The sequence below is a fragment of the Pseudoalteromonas sp. SWYJ118 genome (assembly GCF_015864505.1).
Taxonomy (GTDB): domain Bacteria; phylum Pseudomonadota; class Gammaproteobacteria; order Enterobacterales; family Alteromonadaceae; genus Pseudoalteromonas; species Pseudoalteromonas arctica.
Genome location: NZ_JADYXC010000007.1, coordinates 87,325 through 98,179 on the forward strand (window position 1 = coordinate 87,325; position 10,855 = coordinate 98,179).

Annotated in this window: 12 protein-coding genes; 4 read left to right on the forward strand and 8 right to left on the reverse strand. The window is 37.0% G+C overall.

Features of this window, described 5'->3' with window-relative positions:
- Positions 1-50: 50 nt before the first annotated feature.
- Complete coding sequence (locus tag I6F48_RS09160) at positions 51-2,195, reverse strand: transcriptional regulator (RefSeq protein ID WP_165728118.1); 2,145 nt, start codon at positions 2,193-2,195, stop codon at positions 51-53.
- Between the two features lie 283 nt (positions 2,196-2,478).
- Here I6F48_RS09160 and I6F48_RS09165 point away from each other — a divergent pair, with 283 nt between their 5' ends.
- Together I6F48_RS09165 and I6F48_RS09170 are read left to right on the forward strand one after the other, a co-directional pair.
- The gene (locus tag I6F48_RS09165) at positions 2,479-2,844 is read left to right on the forward strand and encodes a hypothetical protein (protein WP_165728117.1); all 366 of its coding nucleotides are present in this window, start codon (positions 2,479-2,481) and stop codon (positions 2,842-2,844) included.
- A 36-nt stretch (positions 2,845-2,880) separates the two neighbouring features.
- The gene (locus tag I6F48_RS09170; RefSeq protein WP_165728116.1) at positions 2,881-3,801 is read left to right on the forward strand and encodes a TraB/GumN family protein; all 921 of its coding nucleotides are present in this window, start codon (positions 2,881-2,883) and stop codon (positions 3,799-3,801) included.
- A gap of 115 nt (positions 3,802-3,916) precedes the next feature.
- Here the strand turns inward: I6F48_RS09170 and trpS are convergent, their stop codons facing one another.
- From trpS to rpe, 3 genes are read right to left on the reverse strand one after another with little or no spacing between them, the layout of a single operon-like run.
- On the reverse strand, positions 3,917-4,921 hold the full coding sequence (gene trpS / locus I6F48_RS09175) for a tryptophan--tRNA ligase (RefSeq protein ID WP_165728115.1): 1,005 nt from the start codon (positions 4,919-4,921) through the stop codon (positions 3,917-3,919).
- A gap of 32 nt (positions 4,922-4,953) precedes the next feature.
- Entirely contained in the window at positions 4,954-5,619 is a 666-nt protein-coding gene (locus tag I6F48_RS09180; RefSeq protein ID WP_165728114.1) for a phosphoglycolate phosphatase, read from the reverse strand.
- Positions 5,619-6,302, reverse strand: a complete 684-nt coding sequence (gene rpe / locus I6F48_RS09185; protein WP_024607213.1) for a ribulose-phosphate 3-epimerase — start codon at positions 6,300-6,302, stop codon at positions 5,619-5,621. The genes I6F48_RS09180 and rpe overlap by 1 nt, the downstream gene beginning before the upstream one ends.
- A 161-nt stretch (positions 6,303-6,463) precedes the next feature.
- On the opposite strand from rpe, the gene I6F48_RS09190 reads away from it, so the two are divergent.
- Both I6F48_RS09190 and I6F48_RS09195 read left to right on the forward strand, forming a co-directional pair.
- The gene (locus tag I6F48_RS09190) at positions 6,464-6,766 is read left to right on the forward strand and encodes a hypothetical protein (RefSeq protein WP_007586287.1); all 303 of its coding nucleotides are present in this window, start codon (positions 6,464-6,466) and stop codon (positions 6,764-6,766) included.
- A gap of 3 nt (positions 6,767-6,769) precedes the next feature.
- The gene (locus tag I6F48_RS09195; RefSeq protein ID WP_007586286.1) at positions 6,770-6,955 is read left to right on the forward strand and encodes a DUF2970 domain-containing protein; all 186 of its coding nucleotides are present in this window, start codon (positions 6,770-6,772) and stop codon (positions 6,953-6,955) included.
- Here I6F48_RS09195 and I6F48_RS09200 read toward each other — a convergent pair.
- The 4 genes from I6F48_RS09200 to aroK are packed head-to-tail and all read right to left on the reverse strand — an operon-like array spanning position 6,912 to position 10,783.
- A complete protein-coding gene (locus I6F48_RS09200; protein ID WP_007586285.1) occupies positions 6,912-7,769 on the reverse strand; it encodes a Dam family site-specific DNA-(adenine-N6)-methyltransferase in 858 nt (285 codons plus the stop codon). The genes I6F48_RS09195 and I6F48_RS09200 overlap by 44 nt on opposite strands.
- 53 nt (positions 7,770-7,822) lie before the next feature.
- A complete protein-coding gene (locus I6F48_RS09205; RefSeq protein WP_165728113.1) occupies positions 7,823-9,166 on the reverse strand; it encodes an AAA family ATPase in 1,344 nt (447 codons plus the stop codon).
- Positions 9,167-10,237, reverse strand: coding sequence for a 3-dehydroquinate synthase (gene aroB / locus I6F48_RS09210; RefSeq protein ID WP_010553793.1), 1,071 nt, complete (start codon positions 10,235-10,237; stop codon positions 9,167-9,169).
- A 27-nt stretch (positions 10,238-10,264) separates the two neighbouring features.
- Complete coding sequence (gene aroK, locus I6F48_RS09215; protein ID WP_004589350.1) at positions 10,265-10,783, reverse strand: shikimate kinase AroK; 519 nt, start codon at positions 10,781-10,783, stop codon at positions 10,265-10,267.
- Positions 10,784-10,855 lie beyond the last annotated feature (72 nt).

Here is a 10,855-nt window from a genome sequence, read left to right on the forward strand (position 1 = left end):
TTGGTGTTTTTTATGCATAATGCTCTACTTTTAGCTGCATTATAATTTTGTTATTCATCCCAACTAATTTGCACTATTTGCATGTCTTTATATTTAGATCCCGTAAACAATATTTCATTGTTTTCGTTCACTTCAAAACCAATAGGTCGAAAGTCCACGTGTATATCTTGTATGGTTTGATCGTGTAAATTTAGTCTAGCGACTCTAGAAATAGAATCTGAATAATAGAAATAGTCTTTGCTAACTCCATATGCAACTGACTTTTTGGCATTTTTAGGTAATTCCCAGCTTTGCCTATCTGAAAGGCGAATTAATTGATTATCATTGGTTACGTATCCGTTACCTTTACTATCTGAAATGAGTTTATTAGCTTTTATTCCTTCTATCACGCGTGTATCGCGAGTTAGTAAATTAAATTCTGCCAATATATTTTTTGAACCAAGTCGCTTAATATAAATAATGCTTTCGTTATTTTTTGACCAAATATAGCTTACTATTTTATGCTTATTAAATTCTTCAAATGGATAAAATTTTTGAGCGTTTACGTCATAAAGTGAAAAACCTTTATTTTTCATGAATATCATGCGTTGCTTATTAGGAGAGGCTCTTAGACCTCCTAATACAAAAGTTGATGAGCCATCATCGTAATTAAAAAAGCTAAGTTGCTTTGTAAGACCATTTTGAGAGAGCCACAATTGACTGCTGCCAGAACGCTCTGATACAAAAATATGTGCTGTCCCTTCCTTATTAATTATTTCAGCAATGTTGTACTCGTCTTTATCACTTTTATAAAGTGCTTCATACTCAGGATTATCACCAAAAGGGTCTGTAGCTTTAATAAGCGAGTATGCCTGTGTCATATTTTCCGAGTAAAATAGGCTGTTATCAGAGTGAACCGCTATATAATAAGGTGAAATTGCTGGGGTAATCGTTAGTGTGCGTTTAATAATATTATTTTCATCAAACACAATAGTTGAAAGCTCAGAGTCTTCAAAAACAATCACGCCTTTATCGTCTGCAAGCCAGTCAAACGCGAAGCTAATTATGCTTTTCTTTGCTTTAAATAACCGCTTGGTTTCATGGGTCTCAAAATTGTAGCTAAATACAGAAAAAGGCTTACCCTTTTGACTAAGTACATATGCTATTTTACTACCAGAATGAGATAAACGAGGCATGATTACGCCATACATGACGCCTGGTGGTGGAATCACTATGAATTCTTTCTTAAGTTCTAAATCATATTTATATAAACCTGAACCCTCATGCTCATTTTTATATTCGGTGTAATAAATATGCTCACCACTTTCGTCTACTTGCGCATAACCAGTGTATCTAAGGTCACACTTTTTAATTAAAGTAGCCTCTCCTATAACAGGAAACTGGCTTAAATCAACGAGTACCATTTCACACTTTTGCTGCTTTAAGTTGGTAGCTTGTAACAACACAGAGCGCTGATTTAACTGCCACGATAAAATGGATACTTGAAAGCCAGGATAGGTAATTTCAACTTCCCTTTGATCAGATAGTCGCTTTACAAATGCATGCATTACGTCATTTTCAGGTTCAACATTTGTATAAGCTAAATATTGTTTATCTGAGGACATCTCAGGGTGAACCTCACTGCCTATATTCCACGTGCTTGCTACCTTATTAACCGTGATCTGTTTAATCTTTTCACTAGAAGGTGTATTAATAAAAAACAACCCAAACCATACTAAAAAGCACAGGCAAATAATGGCGAATAAAGAATAAATCAAAAACTTTTTACTATTCGTTCTTTGAACTGGTTGCGAAATAGTTGCAGTAGCTATCTCTTCATTTTTGGCAGAAATACCCGGTGAGTCAGGCAAAATGTTTGCAGGCTCTTTCGAAACGTTTGCTTGCGTTAAACGCTCAGGTATTACCGTTAGGCTATATCCTTTACGGTAATGTGTTTTTAAAAGCGGCGCTTTTTCAATTGGGTGGGCAAGCTGCTTTCTTAACTCTGAGATTGCACGGTTAATCGCATTATCGTCAACAAAGCTTTGTTGCCACACACTCTCAATAAGCTCTTGGCGGGAAACGATTTGTTGAGGCTTATCTATAAAGTGGAGTAATAACTTTACTAAAAGTGGATCTAATTCCCTTTCTAAATGGTTTGAAGTAATCACACAGCGATTACTAATAAATTGCCAAGGTCCGATTTGATAATTCATAGTCTTTACGTATTTTTATTTTTATAAACCGTATCACATCTACACTTTATTTTATAGAAAAAGCATTTTAAACCTTATATTAGCATTATAAGGTTTAAAGCTAACATACTAAATTTAAACAATTATTTAGCTTTAAAAACCTTATCTATTAATTGCTCATAACTAGATAAGCGACTCTTAATAAATTCAGCGATATTCTTTAAACCGTCATCAACAAGCAGCTTAGTAAAAAATCATTTGTGATTCTAAATTGGCTGCAATCAAAAATATAAAAGGTTTAATTATGAACAACACAATGAAAAAAGTACTGCCAGCTTTACTACTAGCAACGGCTTTTAATACTACTTCAGTTATTGCAGCTGACGCTAAACAAGACACCATTCAAAATAATTTAGAGAAATGCATGATTAATGAAAGCATAAAGGCAATTAACCCTGTTAATCAAAAACTACGAAAAACAAACAAAATAGACGCTTCTGAGTCTTTAAAAAGTAATGTTGATAAGCAGACATTACTTTCTTCAATAGATGAAAAAATATCAGCTGAGCTTGACTCTTCAATGAGCAAAATAAACTCGCAAATTGATAAAAATCTTTCAAAGGTAACATCGTCAATCACTACATATTTCAGCAATGTGTTATCGAACTAAAAACAATAAAATTAAAAGTTATATTAAGGAATTATCATGAAAAAATTCACAAAAAAATTAGTGTCTGCTAGCGTATTACTTAGTTGTAGCCTTTTAGCAAATACAGCACAGGCTCAAAGCTCTGTATGGCAAGTAAGTAATGGCAATGACTCACTATTTATTGGCGGTACAGTTCACATACTACCTAAAGCTGAAATGCCTCTACCCGCTGAGTTTAACCATGCTTATGAACAAGCAGATACAATTATTTTAGAAGCACCGTTACCTGACCCAGCCGACACCAATGCACAAATGCAAATGTTAGGTGCGCTATCGTATACAAATAACGAAACGTTGAGTCAAAAGCTAGAACCCGAGATTAAGGCTTCACTTGAAAATAAGCTTAGCGAGTTTGGCGCTAACCTAGCTAAGTTAGATGGTTTTCGCCCTGCTATGGTTAGTATTGTTTTAATGTCGATGGAGCTTCAAAAGCAAAATTTAATGGGTGAAGGGGTTGATGCTTACTTTACTAAAAAAGCGACTGAAGATAACAAAACAAAAAATTACTTAGAAACAATGGAATTTCAGTTAGAGTTTTTTAAAACAATGGGTCAAGGCAACGAAAACGATTTCATTAAACGTAACTTAGCCGAGCTTCACAACTATGGCGATATGTTTAAAGGACTTTTAGCTGCCTGGCGCAAAGGTGATACAGACACACTGAATAAAGTGGCACTTGAAGATATGCAGCAAAATGATCCGAATAGCTATAAACAAATCATTACAGATAGAAATAATGATTGGTTACCAAAAGTAGAAGCCATGTTTAACAACGACAAAAATGAGTTTGTACTTGTTGGAGTTGCCCACCTTGCAGGACAAGATAGTTTACTTACCTTACTTGAAAATAAGGGCTATAAAGTTTCTCTAGTTGATATTGATAGCACGGCAGATATAACAGTAAGAGGGGCTGAATAATGGATAAAACAGACAAACTAGCGATATCGCTACTGTTTCTATTTGGGTCTATCATGTTGATATGTGCTATATAAAAAATGCCGCTAACAAGCGGCATTTTTTTATTTTAATAAACTTACCCGCGTGGAATAAATCCAACTGCATCATAAACGGCTTTTAATGTAACCTCAGCTCGAGCACTCGCTTTTTCAGCGCCCTTTTTCATGATGTTATTAAGAAGCGATTGATCTTCTCTAATCTCTTTAAAGCGAGCTTGAATAGGTTCAATCATGCTTACAACAGCATCAGCGGTATCTTTCTTCAAATGGCCATACATTTTATCTTCGTATTCTGGCACTAAGTCTTCAATTGAGCGCTTAGTTGCAACGCTTAATAAAGTAAGCAAGTTTGATACACCCGGCTTTTCTTTGCGATCAAAGTAGATACGCGCTTGTTCGTCTGAGTCTGTTACTGCTTTTTTAAGTTTTTTCTCAATCTTTTTAGGCTCGTCTAGCATCATGATAAAACCATTTGGGTTTTCATCTGACTTTGACATCTTTTTAAGTGGATCTTGTAGGCTCATTACGCGAGCACCAAATTCAGGAATATACGGTTCTGGTAGCGTAAAAATATCGCCATATACATTATTAAAGCGCGTAGCAATATCGCGAGTCAGCTCTAAATGCTGCTTTTGATCATCTCCTACAGGTACTTTATCTGCTTGATACAATAAAATATCCGCCGCTTGCAGAGCTGGATAAGCAAATAAACCCACGTTAATATTATTAGCGTGCGTTGCTGACTTATCTTTAAACTGCGTCATACGATTAAGCTCACCCATTTGCGCATAACAGTTTAAAACCCAACCTAGTTGAGCATGTTCAGGCACTTGAGATTGTACAAATAGCGCTGCTTTTTCTGGATTGATACCACATGCTGTATATAGTGCAACTCCGTCCAATACGCGAGCGCGAAGTAATTCTGGGTCTTGGCGTACCGTAATCGCATGCAAATCTGCAAGCATAAAGTAGCTATCATATTCTTCCTGTAGCTTAACCCACTGGTTAATAGCGCCAACATAGTTGCCTATTGTCATACCACCGGTTGGCTGCATGCCACTTAATACTACTGGTTTACTCATGATTTTCCTTTATTTTGCTTAATTAATAATATTTAACGCTGCGTTAGAACAGGTATTATATCTAAGAAGTTATCGCATAGGTACTGCGGATTATAATCTGCAAGGTTTTCACCTTGGTTATAGCCGTAACTAAGTGCAATTACGTCTATGTTAGCAGCTTTAGCTGCAAGTATATCGCTTTTAGAATCACCTATCATTATTGCTTTATTAGGTTCAACATTTAGCTTTTTACAGGCAAATAGTAAAGGCTCTGGCGATGGTTTTTTTGCCATGTCGTCACCACATACAATCACATCAAAATGGCTCGCTAGTGCTAGTTTATCAAGCAACTTCTCTGTAAACACACGAGACTTATTAGTGATTAATGCTTTGGGCATACCACGAAGTGCTGCAAGCCCAGTTTCTACATGTTGATACAACACACTATATTCACCCACATGTTGCTCATAATGTTTATAAAACTGCGTAATAGCTTTGCTGCTGAGTGATTCATCTAAATGCTCACTCACTTGCATATCGCCACTCAAGGCACGTTTAACTAGCACTTCAACACCATTACCTACCCAGCTTTCAACCAAACGTTGACTTACTATCGGGAATGCTAAGTCAGTTAATGTGAGATTTATGGCTATGTATAAATCGTAAATGCTATCAACCAAGGTACCATCTAAATCAAATAAGGCGATATCGTACTTCATTATTTTACACTTCCAAGCTGTTTACGCATTTGATCAATCACAACTTTGTAATCTGGCTGATTAAAAATAGCAGAACCTGCAACAAACATATCTGCACCCGCTTGAGCCGCTGCTGCAATGTTATCGACTTTAATACCACCATCAACCTCTAAGCGAATATCTCGACCTGATTCAATAATACGCTGTTTTGCTTGGCGTAGTTTTTCAAGCGTATGAGGGATAAAACTTTGCCCGCCAAAACCTGGGTTAACCGACATAAGTAAAATGGTATCGAGCTTATCAATAACATGATCTAAATAACTTAGACTTGTTGCAGGGTTAAACACTAAGCCTGCTTTACAGCCGTGATCTTTAATTAGCTGTATTGTTCGATCGACGTGCTCGCTAGCTTCTGGATGAAAAGTAATAATTGATGCCCCAGCCTCTGCAAACAGTGGAATAAGGCTATCTACAGGCTTAACCATTAAATGCACGTCGATAGGCGCTGTTACGCCGTAATCTCTAAGTGCTTTACACACCATTGGGCCAATTGTTAGATTAGGTACATAGTGATTATCCATTACATCAAAATGAACCACATCTGCTCCCGCAGCGAGTACTTTATCAACATCTTCACCTAACTTTGCAAAGTCAGCAGACAAAATAGAAGGGGCAATTAAATATTTTTGCTCTGGGTTAAACATGATTAACTCCATCAATAAATAGTGTATTGCGTTAATGTAACTTAATTGAAGATGTTACCCAAGTAATATGGCGTAATAGCCCCTATTTCAGGTAACTTTAAGTTTGATATTTAATCAATATTTGCTATGATTAAAAAAGTAACAAATTATTGGATTTCATCATGCGTGCTTTTAAAACTGGGATATTAATTGCGTCGGCATTACTGCTTATCGGGGCGTTTAGCTTTGATTCAAGCTCTGAGCAAGAATTAAGCTCAGTGGGTAATTGTCATAATACACAAGTGGTAAGTGCTCAAAACACATTAACTACAATCACGTGTATTAAAGCTGAAGAAGAGTCATCGTGGTTTTCGTGGTTAACTGGCGATAGCCGTAGCGCTCAGTTTCATTACCTCGATTTGCTAGAACTACTTACTAGTTCTGATGATTCTAAAAATACTCCTTCTTTAAAACCCTTATTTTAAATAATGCTGCAATTTTTTAGTGCGTTGCAAAGTGTGCTAGCAGCATTTTTTGGTGTTCAATCTGAAAATAAACGCCAAGTCGATTTTAAACAACACTCTCCTGTCTCTATCATCCTAATTGCGGTTGTACTATTTATTGCTTTTGTTATCGCAATTTACGCTGTGGTTGCTTGGGTGCTAAATACATAGCCATCAACTCGTCAACTTTATTTCTAGAGCCACCTTTGGGGCTAATAGTGCGCTTTACTTGAATTTGATCAAGTGATGCTTGGCTATAAATTTTTCGAGTCCATACGGTATCGTGATTAGAGATAAGCACTGGTGTATCATTTTCAAAGGCAGCCTTCTCAGCCAGATTAGCCAAATTAGCCTGATCATCTAAATTAAACCCCCCTTTAGCGTAAGACGTAAAAGAAGCGGTTTTACTTAATGGTACATAAGGTGGGTCGCAATAAATAACTGCATTGTTAGGCACTAACTTAAAAACGTCATCGTAATCTAAACAGGTGAAGGTTGCTTTTTGTGCTTTTTCAGCAAAAAAGTACATTTCTTTTTCAGGAAAGTAAGGCTTTTTATATTTACCAAAAGGCACATTAAAAATACCTTTTAAATTATACCTACAGAGTCCGTTATAACCATGGCGGTTCATGTATAAAAACAATATTGAACGTTCATATACATCACGACTTTGATTAAACTGCACACGATATTCGTAATAAGCATCTGCGTGATTATTCAAATCTACAAATAACTTTTTAGCGTCACTAATCAGCTCATCTGGAGAGCTTTTCAGCTCTTTATATAAGTTAATTAAGTCTGCATTTATATCGTTGAGAATATAGTGTTTAAAGTCACTATTTAAAAACACAGAGCCTGCACCAACAAAAGGTTCAACCAACGTATCAGCATGCTTGCTAGCTTGGTTTAATCGCGCATTAATATTTTCAACTAGGCTGTATTTTCCGCCGGCCCATTTAAGGAAGGCTCTACTCTTTTGCTGCATTGGCTCTTTACTTCAATCTGGTGTTGCGCGATTTTACACTAAAGCAGTGTGTTTTACTGATCAACGAGTGCTATTTCTTGCTTTATTTTACTAATTTTTTTATAGAAAGGTTTATTTTTTCTAACCTCAGCAGATAAAGTATCCATTGCTGATTTTGCTTCGTTTATACTTTCAAAACTGCCAAATGTAACAACCCACCATATTTTATTATTTCGCTTTGTTTGGTAAGTATGAGTTTGCTGCTGTAGATTGAATTGAGCAATAAAATTATCGCTAACTTCCTGCTGAGTTACGGCTAATAATTGAATAACACTATTTGTATCTATTTGCTGCATGTACCATATATTATCTTGGCTGATCTGAGTTTGCTCTGCTGTATTTACTTTTAGAGCTTCAGATTTAACGTCACTTGATACACTGCTTTTGTTTTTAACGCTATTATCAATAGCATTGTCTAATACGTTAACGGTGTTGCCAGGTTCGGTAAGGCTTTGCATTATGGCAGGCACATCATTAATGTGTACACGCTCTGGCTTAATATCTGGCTCAACTACTTCAAGTTCATTTAAGTTAATTATTGAGTCATTTTTCTTTATAGCCGGCTCACTTACTTGCTCTATAGATATTGCTGTATTTACTACTTGTGTTTCTTCTTGCTGATAATACTGTTGCCACCACTGCGTCATATCCGACTTATAAAGCAGACCAATAATTAAAAGCATAATCAGCAACATCAAAATCAATAAGTGTAATCGCCAAGACACTTTGTCTTTAACAATAATATCGGCTATGTGCTCACTAGGTTGCCAAGCAAGCAATAAGCTTGGATTACCATGAGCCTCAGCTAAAAAAGTACTAAATACAGGGTCTTCATCATAGGGTAAGTCTGTAAAGTACCACTGCAATAACATCTTGCTTTCTCGAAGCGTTAGCGGCTCCAGATAAATTTCAACAGCGTTATTTAAAGCCAGTTTGGACTGTGAAGCTATTATAATATATAGCGTATTTGGGCTGTTTTTAGAAAGTAACTCAAGCTCAATTAACATCTCATCAGATAATTGCCTACCGCCATCAAGTACCCATAAACATGGCCCGCATGGTTGCTGCTGCAGTAATTGGTAATAGTTTTCAGGTAAACTTAAGTTATGATCAATCAGGGGAGAGTTAAAGCTTTGCTCTAATAACTCACTCATTAGCTGAGCATCAGTCATTTGCGCACTTACTTGCACGAAGGCTTTATTAAAGTCGTTGTATTTATCTGTAATGAAGGTTTCGAGCATGTAACTTTTACCTAGCCCAGAAGTGCCAAGTAAAACAATTAAATTTTGCCCGTACTCAAATTGCAGTGCGATTCTATCCACCAAAGCCGCACGGCTTGGTAAAATTTGTGACTGCATTTACTGCTCGATTAAGTCTCTAACTTGATCATCAGATACATTATCAACTAATGCACACTGGCCAAATTGGGTAGGTAGAATAAAGCGGATAGTGCCTTTTTTATTCTTTTTGTCTTTACGCATATGCGTTAAAAACTGCTCGCTAGTCATTTGCTTTGGAATTTCTGTTGGTAAATTATATAGCTCAAGCAGCTTAATAATTCGATCAACTTCATCTGCGCTTAAATCTTGGCGTGTCTTGGCAAGTTTAGCTGCTAATACCATTCCTGTTGCAACAGCTTCGCCGTGTAACCAAACGCCATAACCCATCTGTGCCTCAATTGCATGGGCAAATGTATGGCCTAAGTTTAACAAAGCCCGTAAGCCGTGTTCTTTTTCATCTTGAGCAACTATAAGCGCTTTTATTTCACAACATCTAAAAATGATATGCTGTAAGCATGCTTCATCTAATTGCTGTAAATTAGTCACATTTCGCTCTAAATAGGCAAATAATTCGGTATCGTAAATCAGACCATACTTAATTACCTCAGCCATACCTGCTGCAAACTCTCGTGCAGGTAGAGTGTGTAATGTTTGCGTATCAATAAAAACCGCTTGAGGCTGATAAAATGCCCCTATCATATTTTTACCTAACGGATGATTTACTGCCGTTTTTCCACCTACCGATGAATCAACCTGTGAAAGCACTGTCGTTGGTATTTGAATAAACGGTACGCCGCGCTGATAACAAGCCGCTACAAAACCAGTTAGGTCACCTACAACACCGCCACCTAACGCAATTAAACACGTATCTCGGCCACAGTTATTTTGTAGTAAAAATGCTGATATTTTTTCAAACCATTCAAGTGATTTATATTGCTCACCGTCAGGAATAATAAAAGATAGCGGATTTAGATCAGCTAATGAATCAAGTAACCTTTGCAAATATAAAGGCGCTATTGTGTCATTAGTAATGATGATAGGCCGACAATCACCAATGTGGTGAACCAGGCGGCCATTATCTTGAAGTGCAGATTGCCCAATATAAATAGGATAACTTCGCTCGTCCAAATTAACAGTTAATTTAAGCATGCTTGGCTATTCCTTTATTATTGGTTTTTAAAAATCTAATTTCTCGATGATTTGGTTAGCAACAACTTTAGCGCTTTGCTCATCGGTACGTACAACAAAATCAGCAACTTCTTTGTATAGTGGCTCGCGTTCTTCTGCTAAGCGCTCTAGTACGTTACGAGGTGCTTCTTCAGTTTGCAGTAATGGACGACGCTTGTCGCGTTGCGTGCGTGCAACTTGCTTCTCTATAGGTGTCTCTAGGTATACAACGATACCTCGAGCCGAAAGCTTGTTTCGAACTTCTTTGCTCATTACTGAACCACCACCGGTAGCAAGTACAATACCTTGCATCTCGGTTAAATCGCCAATAACAGACTCTTCTCGAAGTCTAAAGCCTTCTTCACCTTCAAGATCGAATACCCATGCAATATCTGCACCTGTGCGGCGTTCGATTTCTTGATCAGAATCAACAAATTCAAGGTGTAATTGGTCAGCGATGTGACGACCAATCGTGCTTTTGCCAGCCCCCATGGGGCCAACTAGAAATATATTACGTTTCTCAGCCATATCTTTTAGTACAAACAAACTCTAAAATTTGAAATAAAACCCCGCCTAACGACCTGGCCCCAAAATTAAGGA